This window comes from Chromobacterium sp. FG22 (assembly GCF_057809415.1).
Genome location: NZ_JBMDJX010000010.1, coordinates 120,445 through 139,542 on the forward strand (window position 1 = coordinate 120,445; position 19,098 = coordinate 139,542).

Consider the following 19,098-nt stretch of genomic DNA (forward strand, 5'->3'; position numbering starts at 1 on the left):
AAAGGATTTTTAAAACAGCGGCTTAAAGTGTTGCTTGCGGACGGCGCGCGGACTTGACTGCCACCGGCAGGCCGCGCATAATCGCCCCCGTATCGATAAGGGTCAGGGCTCCACATTGGGTGGAGCCTTTGCTTTTTGGAATTTTCGGAGAAACCGAGTCATGGACCATCAGGCATTCCTGCGCCAATTGGAAACCAACGCGCTGCCTGCATCCGACTTCAACCACCGCGCGCACCTGTACGCCGCCTGGGCCTACCGCCGCCAATATCCGGCGCCGGAAGCCGCCGCCCGCTGCGCGCGCGCGCTGTCCCGTTTCGCCATGGTGAACGGCGCGGCGATGAAGTACCACCACACCCTGACCATGGCCATCCTGGTGATTCTGTACAGCCGGATGGCCAGCCAGCCGCAGTTGCTGGACGATTGGGAGGCGTTCGCCAGCCACTGCCCGGACATGCTGGCCGACCCCCGCGCCGTGATTCTGCAACACTATTCTTCAGAGCGCCTGGACGACGATTCGGCGCGCAAAGGCTTTGTCGAGCCGGACCGCGAGCCGCTGCCGATGTCCTGTCTGCTGCACTGAGCCCACCGCTCAACGAACCCACAGAATAAACAATGAAAGCACCAGAACTTCTGTTGCCGGCCGGCACGCTGGACAAGATGCGCGCCGCCTACGACTTCGGCGCCGACGCCGTCTACGCCGGCCAGCCGCGCTACAGCCTGCGCGCCCGCAACAACGACTTCAAGCTGGAAGAGCTGAAGCAGGGCATAGACGAAGCCCACGCGCGCGGCAAACTGTTCTTCGTCGCCAGCAACCTCTTGCCGCACAACAGCAAGATCAAGACCTATATGGCCGATATGGAGCCGGTGATCGCGATGAAGCCGGACGCGCTGATCATGGCCGATCCCGGCCTGATCATGATGGTGCGCGAAAAATGGCCGGAAGTGCCCATCCATTTGTCGGTGCAGGCCAATACCGTCAATTACATGGGCGTCAAGTTCTGGCAGAAGCTGGGCGTGTCGCGCATCATTCTGTCGCGCGAACTGAGCCTGGACGAGATCGCCGAAATCCGCCAGCAATGCCCGGACATCGAGCTGGAAGTCTTCGTGCACGGCGCGCTGTGCATCGCTTACTCCGGCCGCTGCCTGCTGTCCGGCTACTTCAATCACCGCGATCCGAACCAGGGCACCTGTACCAACGCCTGCCGCTGGGATTACAAGGTGCACGACACTCAGGGCGACGACGCCGGCGATGTGCAGACCATCCAGTTCGACTTCAACAAGGCGCTGGAAGAGGCCAATCAGAGTTTCGCCTCCTGCGGCGGCGCCGAGCGCCATCCGCTGGCGGATAAGACCTATCTGATCGAAGAAGGCAGCCGTCCCGGCGAGCTGATGCCCATCATCGAAGACGAGCACGGCACCTACATCATGAACTCCAAGGACCTGCGCGCGGTGGAGCAGGTGGAGAAGCTGGCCAAAATCGGCGTGGATTCGCTGAAGATCGAGGGCCGCACCAAGAGCTTGTACTACGTGGCGCGCGCGGCTCAGGTCTACCGCAAGGCGATCGACGACGCCGTGGCCGGCCGCCCGTTCGACCTCGGCCTGCTGGCCGAGCTGGACGGCCTCGCCAACCGCGGCTACACCCCGGGCTTCCTGGAGCGTCACCAGACCCAGGAATACCAGAACTACCTCACCGGTCATTCCAAGGCCAAGCAGAGCCAGTACGTCGGCGACGTGCTGTCGGTGGACGCCGACGGCTGGGCGCTGATCGAGGTGAAGAACCGCTTCGCGGTGGGCGATCGCATCGAAGTGATCCACCCCAGCGGCAATCAGATCATCGAGCTGGCGCAGATGACGCGCAAGGACCTGCCGGTGGAAGTGGCGGCCGGCAACGGCATGCAGGTCAAGATCCCCGGCATGCATGGCAAGGAAAAGGCCTTGCTGGCGCGGTTGTTCTGAAGCGCGTCGACGCGGATTTTCGCCTAAGCGGGCGGCCATTGCGGCCGCCCGTTTTTCATGGCCGCCAGCTTGGGAAACGGGCTGTTGAATGTTGAACATAGTTAACGTGACGAGCACAGTCTGTGGTAATCGTGTTTATTTTTTTGCGCGGCAGCATCGATAAAAGTTGCGCAGCTCTAAAAACATGGTTAAAAAGTAATGGCGTTACAGATAGATGTGTGAATTTTATTAAACACACGCTGGACGCGGAGAGATGAGAAAGAAGAGGAGACGATGGAGGCCGGCCGCAGCCTGTTGGGGGCGGCGCCAGCCGGTTTTCCGCACAGGTTTCCCTTGTCCGCGCGCCGTCGTTTCGACGGCGCGCGGGCCATAATGACCCTTGGCACCTTGTCGCTTGGAGCAGGCGCGTGGAAGTTGTCCGCGATCTCGGGAGCGCTCGCGAGCCGCGCGCCTCATTCCGATGCGCGGCGGCTTGCGGGCCGGCTCTTACAAATCGTAGCGAACGGACAGCTGGAATCTCGCGCGATGCAGTGTAAGTTGGCAATGCGGCGCGTGTCGTCGGCAGTCGCCGGCAACGGCGTTTCGGCGCGCAGGCATCGCCTTGGGCCTTGGGTGGCTTCCGCCGCCAAGGGAGAGGAAGCGGCGTCATGGCCCGGCAACGGGCGAGGAGGGCGGCGCTGAACTTGTCGTCGGTCAGGCCGCGCCTACGCCGGCTGCGGTCGTTCCATTGAGGAAACCTGTCATGAAGAAGCTGGTTCGCAATCTGTGTTGTTCGCTGCTGCTGCTCCCCGCGATGGGCGCGCAGGCGGAAGACAAGGCGCTGAACGTGTACAACTGGTCGGACTACATCGCCAAGTCCACCATCCCCGGGTTTGAAAAACAGAGCGGCATCAAGGTCAAGTACGACGTTTACGACAGCGACGACACCTTGCAGGCCAAGATGCTGACCGGGCGCGCCGGTTACGACGTCGTGGCGCCCACGTCCAACTTCATGGCCAAGCAGATCGAGGCCGGCATCTATCAGAAGCTGGACAAATCCAAGCTGCCCAATCTGGCCAATCTGGACAAGGCCTTGATGGCCAAGATCGTCGACGCGGACCCGGGCAACGCCCACGGCGTGCCCTGGGCCTACGGCACCGACGGCCTGGGCTATAACCTGAACAAGGTCAAGGCGGCGCTGGGCAAGGATACGCCGCTGGACAGCTGGGACATCCTGTTCGATCCCAAATACGTGTCCAAGCTGAAAGGCTGCGGCGTGTCGGTGCTGGACCAGGCCAACGACGTGTTCGCCGTCGCCTTGCACCATCTGGGCAAGGACCCGAACAGCAAGAACCCCGCCGACTACCAGGCCGCCTTCGCCGCGCTGAAGAAAATCCGGCCCTACATCACCCAGTTCAACTCCTCGGGCTACATCAACGACCTGGCCAACGGCGACATCTGCCTGGCGCTGGGCTTCTCCGGCGACATCAACATCGCCAAGCACCGCGCCCGCGAGGCCAAGCGGCCTTACCAGCTGGCTTATGTGATCCCCAAGAGCGGCGCGCCGCTCTGGTTCGACGTGATGGTGGTGCCCAAGGACGCGCCGCATCCGGAGGCGGCGCACAAATGGATCAATTACATCCAGTCGCCGGAAGTCAACGCCGCGATCACCAATGAAGTGTTCTATCCCACCGCCAACGCCGCCGCTCGCAAATTCGTGAAGCCGGAAATCGCCAACGATCCGGCGGTGTATCCGCCGGAGGCGGTGGTGAAGACGCTGTTCCTGCTCAAGCCCTTGCCGGCGGACATCATGCGCCTGCAAAACCGGCTGTGGACACAGCTTAAGACCGGTCATTGACCACAAGACCGGACCTGACGAACCCATGCCGATCCGCCACCCCGGGCCCGCGCCGCGCGGCCCGCGGGCGGCCGCGTCCGGCGCAGCGTGGAGAATAGTCCCGGGCCATCCAGCCGTCGGCTGTGGGTGGCCTGGAGCCGGCTTTCCGGCCTAGCGAGCAGCGGGCCGGACCGGACTCCGAGGAGAGATCAAGAGGAAGCCGCCCAGCCACCGCCCGCGTCAGACGGGAGGGGCCGCCGGCAAAACAAGCAATGCAAGCCAAGCCGGAACGCGCCGGCCACGTGGTGCTGACATGAAAAGTTTAAAATTAAAACAATGGTTGCCCAGCGGACGGACCACCGTCATCGGCATCCCGTTCATCTTCCTGTTCGTGTTTTTCCTGCTGCCCTTCCTGCTGGTGGTGGGCATCAGTTTCTCGCAGCAGCAACTGGGCATCCCGCCCTACACCCCGCTCACCAAGCTGGAAGACGACGTCTTCTCCATCGCGCTGAACATCAGCCACTACAAGTTCATGTTGAGCGACGACTTGTACTTCGCCACCTATATCAGTTCGGTGAAGATGGCCTTCGTCTCCACGCTGCTCTGTCTGTTGATCGGCTATCCGATGGCTTATTACATCGCCCGGGCTTCAGACCGCGCGCGCGACACCCTGATGATGCTGGTGATTCTGCCGTTCTGGACCTCTTACCTGATCCGGGTTTACGCCTGGATCGGCATTTTGAAGAACGACGGCTTTCTTAATCAGTTCCTGTTGTGGCTGGGGGTGATCGACACGCCGCTGCGGCTGTATCACACCAATTGGGCGGTGTATATCGGCATGGTGTTCTCCTACCTGCCGTTCATGATCATGCCCTTGTACGCCCATCTGGTGAAAATGGACCTGCGCTTGCTGGAGGCGGCCTACGATCTGGGCGCCAAGCCGTGGAAGGCCTTTGTCCAGGTGACCTTGCCGCTGTCCAAGAACGGCATCATCGCCGGCAGCCTGCTGGTGTTCATTCCGGCGGTGGGCGAGTACGTGATTCCGGAGCTGCTGGGCGGTTCCGACACGCTGATGATAGGCCGCGTGATGTGGGATGAGTTCTTCAACAATATGGACTGGCCGATGGCGGCGACGGTGACTTGCGCGATGGTGCTGCTGTTGCTGGTGCCGATGGCGCTGTTCCAGCACTACCAGGTCAAGAATATGGAGGCCGCGAAATGATCAAGCCGAACAAGCCGCTGTCCTTCCTGGTGCTGGGCCTGGGCTACGCCTTTCTCTATCTGCCCATCGCGCTGCTGATTCTGTTCTCTTTCAACGAATCCAAGCTGGTGACGGTGTGGTCCGGGTTCTCCACCAAGTGGTACGCCGCGCTGCTGGAGGACGAGGAGTTGATCAACGCGGCCTGGCTCAGCGTCAAGATCGCCCTGATGACCGCCACCGCCTCGGTGGTGATCGGCACCTGGGCCGGTTTCGTGCTGGCGCGTTTTGGCCGCTTCCGCATGTTTCCCTTGTTCGCCGGCATGGTCAACGCGCCGCTGGTGATTCCGGAAGTGATCCAGGGCATCTCGTTGTTGCTGCTCTTCGTCGCCATGGAGCAGGCTTTTGGCTGGCCGGAGGGCCGAGGGGTGTTCACCATCTGGATCGGTCATGTGATGTTGTGCGTGTCCTATGTCGCCATCGTGGTGCAGTCGCGGGTGAGGGAGCTTAATCTGTCGCTGGAAGAGGCGGCGATGGACCTGGGGGCGCGGCCTTTGAAGGTGTTCTTCGTGATCACGCTGCCGCTGATCTCCCAGGCGCTGATTTCCGGCTGGCTGCTGTCGTTCACGCTGTCGCTGGACGATCTGGTGCTGACCGCCTTCCTGTCCGGCCCCGGCTCCACCACCTTGCCCATGGTGATCTTCTCGCGGGTGAGGCTGGGCTTGAACCCGGAAATGAACGCGCTGGCCACCTTGTTCATTCTCTTCGTCTCCGTCGGCGTCATCGCCGCCAACTTCTATATGCGCGCGGCGGAACGCAAGCGCGAGCGCGAAATGAAGCTGGCCTTCGCCCAAGGCTGACCGCGGGGGAGGCGGGCCGGCGCCGTCGGCGAGACGGCGGCGCCGGCCGTCTTTTGTTTTCCTCTTTCATCGGCGACAATGCCGGAATTCTTTCGGTATGGTGACGTCATGTCGCGATTGAAGTCCTGGCTGCAAGACCGCTGGCCGTTGCCCGTCTACCGGCCGGACCCGCGGCAGCCGCATCATCAGGCGGACGGCTACCGCAATCTGTTTCCGTTTCGGCAACCAAGCCTGGCCGACGTGCTGCGCTGGGAGTGGCAGCGCAGCCGCATGCCGGCGGTGAAGCACAGGCTGGAGCGCATCCCGCGCCAGGCGCCGGAGCTGGCCGCGCTGAACGCCAACCGGGACCGGCCGTCGCTGACCTGGGTCGCCCACGCCACCAGCTTCATCCAGCTGTGCGGCAAGAACATTCTGATCGACCCGATCTGGTCGCAACGCGCTTCTCCGCTTCAGTGGGCGGGGCCGGCGCGGCAGTCGCCGCCGCCGATGGCTTTGCGGGAGCTGCCGGCCATCGATCTGGTGCTGATCACCCACAACCATTACGATCATCTCGATTTCAACACCGTGCGCAGTCTGGCGCGCCAGCCGGCCGGCTGCCCGCAGTTCGCCGCGCCGCTGGGCGTGGGCGCGACCCTGCGGCGCGCCGGTGTGCCGGCGTCGCGGATTCAGGAGTTGGACTGGTGGCAGCGTTGCCGTCTGGGCGGCGTGGAGGCGGAACTGACGCCGGCTCATCATTGGAGCAAGCGCTGGATGATGGGCGATGAAAACCGCGCGCTGTGGGGCGGCTTTGCCGTGCGCGGCGACGGGCTTCAGTTCTGGTATCCGGGCGACACCGGTTATCAGGAGTCCTTGTTCCGGCTGATCGGCGAGCGCATCGGCGCCGCGGATCTTGCCTTGCTGCCGATAGGCGCTTACGAGCCGCGCTGGTTTCTCCATCCTCAGCATGTGAATCCGGAAGAGGCGGTGCGCATTCTGCTGGACACCGGCGCGCGCGCCGCCTGGGCGGTGCATTGGGGCAGCTTCATTCTGACCGACGAGCCGCTGGACCAACCACAGGACGATCTCGCCGCAGCGCTAGCGCAATGGAATATCCCCGCATCGAGGTTCCAACTGCCGGCCATGGGCGAAACCCGCTGGTTTTAAGCCCTATCTTGGCAGGAAATCCCAAACGCCGCCGCTTGAGGCTTATTTTACCGACGCGGCTTGGTTGCAAGCATTGCCCCTGATGGCAAGCGGGAATACAATCAACAAGTAGTTTTTTTCAGAAGCGAAGACTAATTTTCGTTTTCGCGGCAATTCTTGGGGCTCTAATGACTATTCTTCAACTCATCAATCAACGGGTGCAGGCCGCTCTGGCGGCAGCCGGCGCGCCGGACGCGCCCGCCGTGGTGCAGCCGGCGTCCAAGCCGGAATTCGGCGACTATCAGGCCAACGGCGTCATGAGCGCCGCCAAACTGCTGAAAACCAACCCGCGCGAACTGGCCCAGAAAGTGGTCGCCGCGCTGGATCTTGCCGGCATCGCCGACAAGGTGGAAATCGCCGGCCCGGGTTTCATCAATATTCATCTAGCCCCTGAATATCTTGCCCGACGAAGCGAAGCCGCCCTGAAAGACGACAAGCTTGGCATCAGCCGCGTTGCGCCGCAGCGCGTGATGGTGGAGTACTCCTCGCCCAACCTGGCCAAGGAAATGCACGTTGGCCATCTGCGTTCCAGCATCATCGGCGACGCGCTGGCCCGGGTGATGGAGTTTGTCGGCCACGACGTGGTGCGCGCCAACCACGTGGGCGACTGGGGCACCCAGTTCGGCATGCTGACCGCCTACCTGGTGGAAACCAGCCACGCCGGTGACGCCGAATTGCAGCTGTCCGACCTGGAAACCTTCTACCGCAACGCTAAAGTGCGTTTCGACGAAAGCGAAGACTTCGCCAACCGCGCCCGCGACTACGTGGTCAAGCTGCAAGGCGGCGACCAGGACGTGCTGAAGCTGTGGGAGCAGTTCGTCGACGTGTCGCTGAAGCATTGCGAGGCGGTGTACCAGAAGCTCAACGTCGGCCTCAAGCGCGAGCACGTGCGCGGCGAGTCCTCGTACAACGACGACCTGCCGGTCATCGTCGACGAATTGCGCGCGGCCAGCCTGCTGAGCGAGGACGACGGCGCCCAAGTGGTGTTCCTGGAAGAGTTCCGCACCCAGGAAGACAAGCCCATGGGCGTGATCATCCAGAAAAAGGACGGCGGCTATCTGTACACCACCACCGATCTGGGCGCGGTGCGTTATCGCCATAAGACCCTGAACCTGGACCGCGTCATCTACGTGGTGGACGCGCGCCAGAGCCAGCATTTCGCCCAGATGTTCTCCATCTGCCGCAAGGCCGGCTTCGCGCCGGAGAGCATGAAGCTGGAGCATGTCGGCTTCGGCGTGATGATGGGCGACGACGGCAAGCCGTTCAAGACCCGTTCCGGCGGCACCGTCAAGCTGATCGAGCTGTTGCAGGAAGCGGAAGAGCGCGCCTTCGCGCTGGTGACGGAGAAGAACCCGGATCTGTCGGAAGCGGAGCGCCGCGACATCGCCGCCGCCGTGGGCATCGGCGCGGTCAAGTACGCCGATCTGTCCAAGAACCGCATGAGCGACTACATCTTCAACTGGGACACCATGCTGGCCTTCGAGGGCAATACCGCGCCCTATCTGCAATACGCCTACACTCGCGTGCAGAGCGTGTTCCGCAAGGCCGACGGCTACGACGCCAACGCCGCCATCGTCATCACCGAGCCGGCGGAGAAGCATTTGGCCGCCGCGCTGGCTCAGTTCGAAGACACTTTGCAGGCGGTGGTGGACGGTTGCTATCCGCACTACCTGTCCCAGTATCTGTACAACATCGCCACGCTGTTCTCGCGCTTCTACGAGGCTTGCCCCATTCTCAAGAGCGAGGGTGAAGTCCGCGCCAGCCGTCTGCAGCTGGCCGCTTTGACCGGCAAGACGCTGAAAACCGGTCTGGATCTGTTGGGCATCAAGGTGTTGGCCTCGATGTAAACCGGTCTTCCCGCTTCAAGCATGCCGCCCGCGCTTTGCGCCGGCGGCATTTTTCATGCGCGTCGGGCGTTCAGCGCGCCGGGGGCGGTTTGTCGGTGCCGGCTTCCGCGTTTGCGTCCGCCGCCGGCTCAGCCTCTTTGGCGCGCGTCGCGTCGCTGAGCATATCCAGCACCTTGGACAGGCCCGCCGGCAGGGGCGGGGTTGAGGTTTCAGGTTTGATCTGATATTTGGGCGGCGGCATTTGCTCTTTCATCTTCACATCCTTGGCGTTGGGGGTGGCGGGCGCGGTCAGCGCCGGGCGGAATCTCTTTGTCATGATTCGGCCGGGCCGATGGCTCACTTTTAATGCGATCCGTCCGTGGTGTCCAGCGCAACCTGGTTGCGGCCGTTGGCCTTGGCGCGGTACAGGGCCTGATCGGCGCGTTTGACCACCGTTTCAGGCTGGGCGTCGGCGGGCCGGGCCATGGCCAGGCCGATGCTGAGGGTGACCTTGCCGGCGTCCGGCGCCGGCGAGTGTTCGACGGCGGCGCGGATTTTTTCGGCCAGCACCGCGGCGCCTTTGTCGTCGGTGTCGGGCAGCAGCAGCAGGAACTCTTCGCCGCCGTAGCGGGCGGTGAAGTCCGTGAGGCGGGCGGTGGCTTGCAGGAGTCGGGCGATGTGGCATAGCACGCGGTCGCCGGCGTCGTGTCCAAAATGATCGTTGACGCGCTTGAAGTGGTCGACGTCCAGCAACAACACCGAGTAGGGCGCGCCGCTGCGTCCGTAGCGCAGATGCTCTTCCCTGAGCTGTTCGTTGCAGGCCATGCGGTTGTTCAGTCCGGTGAGCGCGTCGCTGCGCGCCTGCTGCGCCAATCGCGTGGCGGTGCGCACCAGCTCGTGGTTGACCTCGCGCAGGGACTCGGTGCGCTCCTCCACGAGCTGCTCCAGCTTGGCGTTGATGTCGGTCAGCTCCTGTTTGCGGGCCAGCAGGGCGGTGGCCATGCTTCGCATCGCCTGCGACAGCTGGCGCAGTTCCTGGGCGCCGCTGGGCAGCGTCCAATCTGCGTGTTCGTCTCCCTGGCCAATGCGCCGGGCGATGCCGGCCAATTGTTCCAGCGGTGTGCTGAACAGGGCGGCCAGCCGATAAACGGCGACCATCAGCAGCAAGGTGGCGACCAGGCCCAGCAGGATCAGGCTGGCGCGCAACTGGTTCAAGGCCGCCAAGGCCTGCCCTTGCGGCTGTCGGACGACCACGCGCCAGTCCAGCCCAGCCTCGCGCACCCAGGCCTCGCTATACAGGTAATTCTTGCCGTCGGGCCAGACGCCGAGCTGAAAATCCCGGCTGGAAGGCAGGGGCGCGGGCGGGCGCTCCTTGCCTATCGCCTCGAAGGGCGACAGCGTATTGTCGCGCTTGTCGATGATGAAGACTTGCTGAGATGTCTTGGCGGGCAGGCGTTCCCGTATCGTTTCCTCCACCCAGGCCCAGAGCGCGTGCGTGGCCAGCACCCCGCGCAATTTGCCGGCGGGGTCGTAAATCGGCGAGGCGAAGTCGACGAAGCGCAGCGGCTCTCCATGGTTCGCGGCGGAGGGCATGAGCTTGGCCAAGAGCACGGCCTGGTGTACGTCGCCGACAAAGGGAGCCTGGCGGCCGTGGATAAACCAGGGGCGCTTGGCCGCGCTTTGGCCCTGCAGCATGCCGCTGGTGGCGGAAACGATGTTGCCGTCCGGGTCGGTGATGCCAATCCAGGCGTAGTAGCGGTAGGCCCGCTTGGTGCGTTCCAGGCTTTGGCGCAGGTCGTCGCCGTCCAGCGGCGCGCGGACGTAGGCGGGCGTCTGCGCCAGCAGCAAGACTTCGCGATGGCGTTCCTGCAGATTGGTGGAGATGGCCTTGGCGATGTTGTCGGCCAGCGCATGCATGGCCACGCCCTGGTTCTGCACGATGCGGCTGCTCAGCACTTGATCCAGGAAGAGCGCGGCCAGCAGCGCCGAGGCGAGAAACAGCCCGCCGAACAGCGCGGTCAGCCGTAGCCGGAAACTGTCCGGCAAATTGGGCAACAGGCGAGGCATGGTCGCTTTGCGGAGATGGGGATGACTGGATTATAGATGGGCGGCGGGGCGGGGGCCGCCTTGCGGAGGCTGAGGCGACAAAAAACCCCGAAAGCCTTGAGCTATCGGGGTTTCCGAGTCTTCATGACGGGTCATGAAGCGGTGTGGTGGTGGAGGCGGCGGGAATCGAACCCGCGTCCGAAAGTCCTCTACAGTGAGTTCTACATACTTAGTCGTGTCATTTGGATTTAACCGCTGCCACGCCGACGGACAGGCTGGACTTTGGCGAGTTACCTATTGTTTCGCACTATGCCAAGTAACCCGACATAGCACTAGCAGATGTAAAGTGACACTACAGGGTTTTGACGCCCCCGGCCCATCTGCGAACCGTTGTAGTGTCTAGCTAGCCCTTAGGCTGCCAGAGCGTAAGTTTCGTCGTTTGCGACTAAATAAACTCAGTGTTTTACGGGGTGACTGAAATCCCGGTATGCCCTCATCTGCTTCGCAACCCTCGTCGAAACCAGGTCGCCCCCAGATAAGAATCCAGATTATATAGACAATGCGCGGCCAAGGCTAGTTCCGCGGCGTTTTTCGTACGAATTCAAGCGCCGTCGGGGGCCGGAGCAGGGCGCGGCGTTGGCGAAAGACGACGATTGTCATAGGGTTCCGCTTGAAACAGATTCTGGATTTCCCTTGCAAGCGTCGCCGCGCGGAAAGGGAGAAATCAGACTTTCGGGAATCAAGACCGTGGTCTAGATTGATAGATTTATCGATGCGCCTTTGAGCGGGGCGTCCCGGATTTTCTCTTTCCGCTTTTCTGGGACGTGCCGGGTCTTCCGGGAAATTTCAGCTTTTAAGCGTTGTTCCTTCAAGCGTCGAATTCGGCCAGGGCCATTTCAAATTAATGGGCTTTTTACGCGTCAATATTTGCAACTTCAGTTGGATTGACTATGTTGACTTCATGACTGGCCGCAAATGCGTACTTCTCAGCGAGGAGGAAATATGATGGATAAAGAGGCGCTCAGGCAGGAAGCCATGAGATGGCGAAACTGGTTTAGCAAAGGTCAGCGGCTTTGGAGCTTCGCCCATCATACGGCCATTTTCGGATCGATTCTCTGCAGCGTGGTGGTGGGCGGCTTGCTGCAGGTGCAAGGGCATGACCTGAAGGGTTATTCCACGGTGTTGACCTCGATCGCCGCGGCCTTGTCCAGCCTGGCCGCCGCGGGCGGCTTCGAGCGCAAGTGGAAAAGCAACCGCATGAGCCGCAGCCGGGTGGACGGTTTGCTGATCGATATTGAAGCGGGCTCGTACAGCATGTCGGAATTGGCTTGCCAATTGAAGGAAATCATTTCCAAGCATGATCTGGACGTGACTAAAAGAGACAGTATGGAGCCCTTGCTGGTGGAGCATAAAACCAGCAGCACCGTTAAATCTCTGCTTTCCTAAACGGCGTCCCCGCAAATGAAAAAGCGCTGAGGGCGGCCATGGCGCTTTGATTGGAATGTAAAAACAGCCTTCGCCGTTTATCCGGCGCGGGCTGTTTTTTATTGCTGTTGCGGAATACGGCGCGGTCTTGGCGCGGCGCTCGGTTGGGAGGGGGGTCTTAGTCGGTATAGCGCAGGGCGATGGCGCGGAAGGTTTCCGTCATGCTCAGGAAGGCGGCGACGATGTCCGGGTCGAAATGCTTGCCGCTGCCTTCGCGGATGATGGCGACCGCCTGCTCATGGGGGAAGGGGGGCTTGTAGACGCGGCGGGATATCAGGGCGTCGTAGACGTCCGCCACCGCCATCAGCCGGGCGGACACCGGAATGTCGTCGCCGGTCAGGCCCTGGGGGTAGCCGCTGCCGTCCCATTTCTCCTGATGACTGTAGGCGATCTCCTTGGCGTGGCGCAGAAAGCTGCTGGGAGAGTCCAGCAGCCGCTCCGCCGCGGCGATGGTGTCGCGTCCCAGCGTGGTGTGGGTTTTCATGATTTCGAACTCTTCCGGCGTCAGCTTGCCCGGTTTGAGCAGGATGTCGTCCGGAATGCCCACCTTGCCGATATCGTGCAAGGGCGCGGATTTGAACAGTTCCTGGATGGTCTCCTCTTCCAGCACGGCCTGGAAGCGCGGGTGATTGCGCAATTGGGTGCACAGGGCGAGCACGTAGTTCTGCGTCCGGCGCAGATGGTTGCCGGTTTCATGGTCGCGGGTTTCCGCCAGCGAGGCCAGCGCCAGGATGGTGACGTCCTGAACCACTTGCACTTCGTGGATGCGGCGTTCCACTTCGGTTTGCAGGAAGGCGGCCTTGTCTTCCAGAAAGTCGGCGGCGGCCTTGAGCCTCAGATGGGTTTTGACCCGGGCCAGCACGATGGGCGGCGAGATGGGCTTGATGATGTAATCCACCGCGCCGGCGTCGAAGCCGGCCTGTTCGTTCTCGTTCTCGCCCATCGCGGTCAGAAAGATCACCGGGATGCGCGCGGTGCGCGGGTTGGCCTTGACCTGGCGGCAAGTCTCGAAGCCGCCGATGCCGGGCATCATCACATCCAAGAGCAGCAGGTCCGGCAGCGCGTCGCCTTCCAGCAGTTCCAGCGCGCGCTCGCCGCTGTTGGCGATTTGGGTCCGATAATGGTCTTTCAGCAAGCCATACAGCAAGGTGAGGTTTTCCGGGGTGTCGTCCACGATCAGAACGGTCTGACGCGGGGCCGTCGGGGCGGAGTCCGTCATCTTATGTCCTCCGGCAAGGGGATGCGCTGGGCGGCCGCGGCGTGGCGCAGCAGAGTCAGCGCGTTGACGAAATCGAAGTGGTTCAGCGCTTTTTCGAAGTCGGCGAATTCATCGGGACCGAACAGGGCGCGCAGCGCCGGCGTCTGTTGCAGGAACAGTTCCAGCGCGTCGCCGTCGCTGGCGGCCAGCAGGGCGGCCAGTTGTTGCAGCAGCGCCGGGCCGGCCGGCGCGTCCGCCGTCGGCGCGCCGGCGCCGGATAAGCGGTCTTCCGCTTCCAGACCGGCGTGCAGCGCCGTCATCACCTGTTCCAGCGCCTGTTCCAGCGGCGCCAGATGAATGGCGCCGCGCGCGCGCAAATCCCGCTCCAGCACGGTGGCCGCCTCCTGCAACTGCACGCAGCCCACATTGCCGCTGACGCCTTTGAGCGTGTGCACGGTGCGTTCGGCCTGGACGTAGTCGCCGATTTCCAGCGCCGCGGACAGCCGCGCGGCGGCGTCCGCTTCCTCGGCGATGAATTGGCGCAGCAGGTGCAGATACAGCTCGCGCTTGCCGGCCACGCGTTTCAAGCCGGCCTGTTGATCCAGGCCGGGGATGTCCGGCAGCGCCAGCGCGGACGAGGAGGCGCGGTGGATCTCCGCGCCCGGGGGGATCGGCTTCACCCAGCGCAGCAGGGTCTGGAACATCGTATGCGGGTCTATCGGCTTGGCGATGTAGTCGTCCATGCCGGCGCTCATGCAGTCCTCCCGTTCCTCAGACAGCGCGTCGGCCGTCATCGCCAGCACCGGCAAGGAGGCGAACTGGGGATCGGCCTTGATCTGCCGGGTGGCCGAGATGCCGTCCAGCACCGGCATCTGCACATCCATCAATACCGCGTCGAAGCCTTGCGGCCCCATCGCGGCCAGACGCGCCAGCGCTTCGCCGCCGTGATTGGCCAAGGTCACCAGCGCGCCCGCGTCGCCCAGCAGTTCCACGGCGATCTGCTGATTCACCAGATTGTCTTCCACCAAGAGCAGGCGCACGCCGTCCAGCCGCGGCAATTCCTCGGTCAGCGCCACCAGGCCGTGATCCCGCTGCGGTCCGAACATCGCCAGCACCACGTCGTAGAGCGAGGACAGGCTGACGGGCTTGATCAGGACCGCGTCGCAGCCGCTCAGCTCGCCCTGGGCGCGCACGTCGTCGCGGCCGAAGGCGGTGGCCAGCACCACCTTGATGCTGCGGCTGATGCTGCGAATCTGGGAGATGGTTTCCACCCCGTTCATGCCCGGCATCATCCAGTCCACGAAGACCGCGTCGAAAGGCCGGTCCAGATTGGCCTGGGCGATCGCCGCCACCGCCTCCGGCCCGGAGGCGCAGGCGTGGGCGTAGAAGCCCAGCGAGCGCAGCTGGTCGGACAGGATGTCCCGCGCCGAGGCGTTGTCGTCCACCACCAGCACGCGCAGGCCCTTGATCTCTCCGGGCAGGCCCTGGCGGCGGGTGTCCACGGCGGAGGAGACGCCCAGCCAGGCGTTGAACATGAACAGACTGCCCCAGCCGGGGGCGGATTCCACCCGGATGGAGCCGCCCATCAGCTCCACCAGCCGCTTGGCGATGGTCAGGCCCAGGCCGGTGCCGCCAAAACGGCGGGTGGTGGAGCCGTCCGCCTGGCTGAACGGCTGGAACAGCCGCGCCGCCTGTTCCTCGCTCATGCCGATGCCGGTGTCGTGCACGCAGAAACGCAGCTGGACCTTGTCGCCCACTTGTTCCAGCCGGCTGATGATGATGGCCACTTGGCCCTTTTCCGTGAACTTGATCGCGTTATTGCTCAAATTGATCAGCACCTGGCTGAGCCGCAGGGCGTCGCCCACCAGCCCCTTGGGCACGTCCGACCCCACTTCGAACAGCAATTCCAGCGATTTGTCCGTCGCCTTTTGCGCCACCAGCGAGGACACCGCCTCCAGCACATCGTCCAGCCAGAACGGTTCGGCCTCCATTTCCAGCTTGCCGGCCTCCACCTTGGAGAAGTCCAGGATGTCGTTGATGATGCCCAGCAGGGAGGTGCCGGCGTTGTGGATTTTGTTGACGTAGTCGCGCTGTTGCCCGCTCAGCTTGGTTTTAAGCGCCAGATAGGACATGCCGATGATGGCGTTCATCGGGGTGCGGATTTCATGGCTCATATTGGCCAGGAACATCGATTTGGCCTGGGTGGCGTCTTCCGCCTGCTGCTTGGCCACGCGCAATTGCCCGGCGGTGTCCGCCAGCCGTGCGTAAAGCAGGCCGTTTTCCAGCAGCAGGATGATCAGCACGAAGCTGGCGGACAAGAGGCCGTAGCCGCGGCCGGCGTAAAAGCCCAGGTCGAAGCGGCTGGCGTTGAGCATGGCGGACAGGGCGATGTCGCACAGCCAGGCCGTCATCACCACCGCCAGCCAGACATCCAGCAAGGTGCGCGTCCAGCGCCGCAGCAAGAGCAGCAGCGCCAGCGCGCTGAAGCCCCAAACCGCGGACACCACGCCGAACATGATGGGGGTGTAGCGGCTGCCTTGCATGATGGGGGGAAACCAGGGGTGGCCCAGCGTGGCCAGCGCCGTCAGCGCCGCCATCAGCGCCAGCGAGCCGGCGACGCAGCCCAGCACCGCCGGCAGCGCGCTGGCGAAGCGCTTGGGGCCGTCGTTGCGCTGGGCGAGCAGCGCGTAGGCCAGCACCATCAGCGGAAAGCCGCCGTGCCAGAACATATACATCCAGGCCGTGGTCTGCGGCCCGGCGCCCAGCAGGCCGCCCGGCGCGAACACGCCGGGGAAGGTCAGCGAATGCGCCATCGCCATCAGCGCGGTGAACAAATAGCCCGTCGCCAAGGCCAGCAGGGCGCGAGCGCGCAAGATCGCGTACTGGCCGAACAACAGCGCCGCGGTGACCAGATCGCAGACCGCCATCGCCGCCTGATAGGCGGGAATGAAGGCGGGCACCTTGGGCAGGGGCAGCTTGGCGAAGGGCAGCGCGCAGACGAAGACCAGCATGGATACCACGATGGCGGCCAGGGCCAGCCGGCGCTGCGCGTGGCTGGGCGGCAGCGTGGACAGAAACTCGAAGGCGTCGTTGCCGGAGGCGGGAGTTTGCTGCATGCGCCAAAGCTCCATTGATCAACGGATTTGGTGTTTATGAATTAATCATATTTTGCTGTTTTATAGCATATGCACTCGTAAGCAGGGAGTGGAATGTCCATTGCGTATCCACGCATGCCGGAGACGCCGCGGGGACCGGCGGGCATGGGGGCGCGCCGCCGGATCGGCGCTGTCGCGGAGCGCGGACTTTGACCGGCGGGCTCAGGGCGCCAGCGGCGCCACGCCGGCGTAGACCTTGCGCAGCGCGGCGCGGACGTCGTCCAGCCGCTGCTCGCCCTTGGGCGTTTTGGCGGTTTGCATGCAGAGCCGTTTGGGCGCGCCGTCCACGGTCAGCGCGTCGCAACCGGCGCGGCCGGCCGCCGCCATCGCGTCGCTGTCGCCGTAAAGCAGCCGGCCGTCCACCAGCACCGCGGCCACGTCGCGCAGTCTGGCGTCCAGCAGCGCCTGGCCGGGGGCGGCGGCGCGGCTGGACAGGATGACGACGTCGGCTTTCAGGCCGGCGCGCAGTTCGCCGATGTAGTCGTCCAGGGCCAGCGCCCGCGCCGGGTGGCGGGTGATCATGGCCACCCAGTCCCGTTCCCGGATCGCGCTTTGGAATTGCCGGCGGTTGATGCTTTCCGCCACGCGCAGTTCGTCGAACAGATTGTCGCTGCCGGTGGGGTTCCAATCCACGCCCAGCGAGACCGGCACGCCGTGGCGCAAGGCGAGGTCGACGCGGGTGGTGCGGCCGTACAGGGCCAGATTGCTTTGCGGGGACCAGATCAGCTTGCTGCCCGCCGCGCCCATCTGGCGGAACTCCTCGTCGCCGAAGGCGGTGCCGTGGATGACGGCGGTGCCGGGGGCGAGCAGGCCCTTGGCCTTGAGCGTGGAGAATTCCGCCAGCGCGTCGGCGTCCACGCCTTCGGCGACGTGGATCAGGAAGGCGTCGGTCGCGTTCCAGTCGATCTTGGGCGCGCCGCCGACGTCCAGGATGAAGGTGCGGACGTGGGCGGAAGAGACCGGCAGGCCGGACTGGGGGTTCTCCGCATTGCGGATCAGCCCTTGCAGGCAGCGGCCGGCGGGCGAGCCCTGTATGGTGGTGACGCCGCTGATCAGCGCCTTGGCCTCGCCGTATTTCACCATTTCGCAGATCAGGCCGCTTTTCTTCAATTGATCGTAGGGGCGTTTGAAGGTTTTGTAGGCGGCGGCGCGCTGCCATTGCCCGCGGTTCTGGTAGAGCTTGGGCGGCGTCCACTTGGGCAGCGCGTTGTAGGCCACGTGGTTGTGGGCGTCGATGAAGCCGGGAAAGACGTAGCCCTCGCTCACGTCCAGCACGGTGGCGCCGGGGGGCTCGGCGCAGTCCGCGCCGGCGCAGACGATGCGGTCGCCGGCCAGCACCAGCCGGCCGTCGCTCTCTTGTTCCGCCAGCACCAGGCGGCCGCGTATCACCAAGTGTTCGTCGTCGCCCGGCGTCACCGTCACCCCGGCGTGGGCCGGCAACAGCACGGCGGCGCACAGCAGCCATCCCAAGCTTTTCATTTGCTTCTCCCGCCGGTTCAGCCCTGGTCCGCCTGCGCCGTCCACAGAATGGAGGCGTTGGCGGCCGGGGTTTTCAGTTTGGCCTGGCCCTTGATCACCCGCGTGGCCATATCGCCCTGGCCCAGCCAGGCCGGCATGCCGAAGGGCAGGTCCGCGGCGGGAATCCGCGCCAGATCCTGCTCGCGAAAGCCCGTCAGCTCATAGGGCGTGGGGTCCGGCGCAAGGCCGGGGTCCGGGTTCAGCAAGGGCGCCAGCGCGGCCAGGGTCTGGTTCCAGGATTTGAGCAGCGCGCCGGGCGAGCGCGCGGTGGGGTGCTGCGGCTGGAACAGCCGCTGCGCGGCCTTGAAGGACGCCGCGCCGGGCCAGTCGTCCAGCACCTTGGCCGCCGCCTTGCCAAAGCCGATCACCGCTTGCAGGCCGGGTTGCTTGAGCTGGTCCAGCAATTGATTGCGCCAGGCGCGCACCGCGGCCTGGTCCATGAAGCCGGCCATCTCGGCGTCGAACTGGCCGTAAATGCTGTACAGGCTGGCGTTGACGATCACGTAGGAACGGTCCAGGCCCAGCTTGCGCAAAAAGCCCTGCACCCGCTGGCCGGCGGTGCCGACCATGGCGCGGCGCGTCAGATTTTCATCGGCGGACGGGTCCTGTCCCACGATCAGCACCTTGGCGCTGCCGTCCAGGCGGCCGCGGTAGTAGACGGGGCCCCATTCCAGGCGGAATTTGGCCGGGAGAGCCTGATAGCTTGCCAGCGGAGCGTGCTCGAACAGCGAGGAGAAAGGCGGGGGCGGCCCGGGGTCCCAGAGCATGTGCTTTCCTTTGAACCTGTTGGCGGAGCCCGTTGACTGCGGGCCGGCTCGGAGGGCCGCGCGGCGGGGTGTTTGAGGTATATGCGATCAA

14 protein-coding genes and 1 other RNA gene are annotated in these 19,098 nt (G+C 63.9%); 8 read left to right on the plus strand and 7 right to left on the minus strand.

The genetic code is table 11. The features are described from left to right. The first annotated feature begins 160 nt into the window (after positions 1-160). From ACODSD_RS12160 to argS, 7 genes are all read left to right on the plus strand, one after another. Complete coding sequence (locus tag ACODSD_RS12160) at positions 161-580, plus strand: hypothetical protein (RefSeq protein ID WP_107799591.1); 420 nt, start codon at positions 161-163, stop codon at positions 578-580. A gap of 32 nt (positions 581-612) precedes the next feature. Then, positions 613-1,956, plus strand: a complete 1,344-nt coding sequence (gene trhP, locus ACODSD_RS12165; RefSeq protein ID WP_488877475.1) for a prephenate-dependent tRNA uridine(34) hydroxylase TrhP — start codon at positions 613-615, stop codon at positions 1,954-1,956. Positions 1,957-2,698: 742 nt separating this feature from the next. Beyond that, entirely contained in the window at positions 2,699-3,793 is a 1,095-nt protein-coding gene (locus tag ACODSD_RS12170; protein WP_107799589.1) for a polyamine ABC transporter substrate-binding protein, read from the plus strand. Positions 3,794-4,085: 292 nt separating this feature from the next. Further along, positions 4,086-4,994, plus strand: coding sequence for an ABC transporter permease subunit (locus ACODSD_RS12175; RefSeq protein ID WP_107799588.1), 909 nt, complete (start codon positions 4,086-4,088; stop codon positions 4,992-4,994). After that, positions 4,991-5,830, plus strand: a complete 840-nt coding sequence (locus ACODSD_RS12180) for an ABC transporter permease subunit (RefSeq protein ID WP_107799587.1) — start codon at positions 4,991-4,993, stop codon at positions 5,828-5,830. Before ACODSD_RS12175 ends, ACODSD_RS12180 begins: the two co-directional genes overlap by 4 nt. Positions 5,831-5,938: 108 nt before the next feature. After that, positions 5,939-6,973 carry an MBL fold metallo-hydrolase gene (locus tag ACODSD_RS12185; protein ID WP_488877476.1) on the plus strand — a complete coding sequence of 345 codons (1,035 nt, stop codon included), beginning with the start codon at positions 5,939-5,941 and terminating at the stop codon, positions 6,971-6,973. A gap of 167 nt (positions 6,974-7,140) precedes the next feature. Then, a complete protein-coding gene (argS, locus tag ACODSD_RS12190; protein ID WP_235088265.1) occupies positions 7,141-8,859 on the plus strand; it encodes an arginine--tRNA ligase in 1,719 nt (572 codons plus the stop codon). 70 nt (positions 8,860-8,929) lie between these two features. Here argS and ACODSD_RS12195 read toward each other — a convergent pair whose 3' ends face one another. The 3 genes from ACODSD_RS12195 to ssrA form a co-directional block, all read right to left on the minus strand. Then, positions 8,930-9,175, minus strand: a complete 246-nt coding sequence (locus tag ACODSD_RS12195; RefSeq protein ID WP_488877477.1) for a hypothetical protein — start codon at positions 9,173-9,175, stop codon at positions 8,930-8,932. Between the two features lie 26 nt (positions 9,176-9,201). Continuing rightward, positions 9,202-10,905, minus strand: coding sequence for a sensor domain-containing diguanylate cyclase (locus ACODSD_RS12200; protein WP_488877478.1), 1,704 nt, complete (start codon positions 10,903-10,905; stop codon positions 9,202-9,204). A gap of 147 nt (positions 10,906-11,052) precedes the next feature. Continuing rightward, positions 11,053-11,417, minus strand: a transfer-messenger RNA (tmRNA) gene (gene ssrA, locus ACODSD_RS12205). A 472-nt stretch (positions 11,418-11,889) separates the two neighbouring features. Between ssrA and ACODSD_RS12210 the strand changes: the two genes are divergently transcribed. Next, a complete protein-coding gene (locus tag ACODSD_RS12210; RefSeq protein ID WP_107799582.1) occupies positions 11,890-12,330 on the plus strand; it encodes a hypothetical protein in 441 nt (146 codons plus the stop codon). 157 nt (positions 12,331-12,487) lie between these two features. Here the strand turns inward: ACODSD_RS12210 and ACODSD_RS12215 are convergent, their stop codons facing one another. The 4 genes from ACODSD_RS12215 to ACODSD_RS12230 all read right to left on the minus strand — a co-directional run bounded on the left by ACODSD_RS12215 (position 12,488) and on the right by ACODSD_RS12230 (position 19,007). Next, positions 12,488-13,588 carry an HD domain-containing phosphohydrolase gene (locus ACODSD_RS12215; RefSeq protein WP_486635351.1) on the minus strand — a complete coding sequence of 367 codons (1,101 nt, stop codon included), beginning with the start codon at positions 13,586-13,588 and terminating at the stop codon, positions 12,488-12,490. Next, positions 13,585-16,683, minus strand: a complete 3,099-nt coding sequence (locus ACODSD_RS12220; protein WP_488877479.1) for a response regulator — start codon at positions 16,681-16,683, stop codon at positions 13,585-13,587. The genes ACODSD_RS12215 and ACODSD_RS12220 overlap by 4 nt, the downstream gene beginning before the upstream one ends. A gap of 201 nt (positions 16,684-16,884) precedes the next feature. Then, positions 16,885-18,201 (minus strand): amidohydrolase family protein, encoded by a 1,317-nt coding sequence (locus ACODSD_RS12225; RefSeq protein WP_253314916.1) that lies wholly within the window; start codon positions 18,199-18,201, stop codon positions 16,885-16,887. Positions 18,202-18,218: 17 nt separating this feature from the next. Then, complete coding sequence (locus tag ACODSD_RS12230; protein WP_107799578.1) at positions 18,219-19,007, minus strand: uracil-DNA glycosylase family protein; 789 nt, start codon at positions 19,005-19,007, stop codon at positions 18,219-18,221. Between the last annotated feature and the right edge of the window lie 91 nt (positions 19,008-19,098).